2 protein-coding genes are annotated in these 1,045 nt (G+C 65.7%); both read left to right on the top strand.

The annotated features are described in order from the left end of the window. The coding region (locus AC1DOC_RS34865; RefSeq protein ID WP_478131740.1) for an AMP-binding protein at positions 1-659 on the top strand (659 nt) is incomplete at its 5' end. Further along, positions 660-1,045: MBL fold metallo-hydrolase (locus AC1DOC_RS34860; RefSeq protein ID WP_478131739.1), on the top strand; the 386-nt coding region annotated here is incomplete at its 3' end.

Below are 1,045 nucleotides of genomic sequence, written 5' to 3'. Positions count from 1 at the left end.
CCGAAGGCACGGCACGGCGCTGGTTCGAGGCCACCGGCTGCCCGATGATCGAAGGCTGGGGCATGAGCGAGACCTGCGCGATCGGCACCAACAACCCGGTGTCGAACACCAGCTTCACCGGCACCATCGGCTTGCCGCTGCCCAGCATCGAGATCGCCATCAAGGACGACGAAGGCAACTCCCTGCCCGTCGGCACGCCGGGCGAGCTCTGCATCAAGGGGCCCAACGTCATGACCGGCTACTACAACCAGCCCGCCGAGACCGCCGCTGCCTTCACGCCCGATGGCTTCATGCGCACCGGCGACATCGCCGTCATGCAAGAGGATGGTTACAGCCGCATCGTCGACCGCAAGAAGGACATGATCCTGGTGAGCGGCTTCAACGTCTTTCCGAACGAACTGGAGAACGTCATTTCGCTGTGTCCCGGCGTCGTCGAGTGCGCGGCTGTCGGTGTGCCCGACGAAAAGCAGGGCGAGGCGATCAAGGTTTTTGTCGTGCGCAAGGATGCGGCGCTCACCGAGGAAGCCGTGCTGCAATACTGCAATGGACAGCTCACCGGCTACAAGCGGCCCAAGCACATCGAATTCCGCGACTCGCTGCCGAAGACCAATGTCGGGAAGATCCTGCGGCGCGAGTTGCGCACCAGCGCGGGCGCCTGAATGAACGATCGCGCCGCGGCCGGGCTGCCGGCGAATCTGGTGGTCTTCGAGCGCGGCTGGCTGTCGTCGAACAACATCCTGTTCACCGGGGCCGGCGAGACCACGCTGGTCGACACCGGGTACTGCACGCATGCCGATCAGACACTGGCACTGGTCGAATCGGCACTGGGCGGCCGGCCACTCGACCGCATCGTGAATACGCATCTGCACAGCGACCATTGCGGCGGCAACGCGGCGCTGCAGCAGCGCTACCCGGCGGTCCGGACAGACATTCCGCCCGGCGAGGCGGCGTTGGTGGAGCGGTGGGATGAGCGCGGGCTGAGTTTTCTTGCGACGGGACAGACCTGCCCGCGGTTCCGGTTCACCGGCCTCTTGCGGCCCGGGAC

The sequence above is a fragment of the Variovorax sp. 01T439_2 genome, from assembly GCF_056398445.1.
Note: the sequence above shows the minus strand (reverse complement) of the source record. Positions and strands in the feature narration are given on the sequence as shown.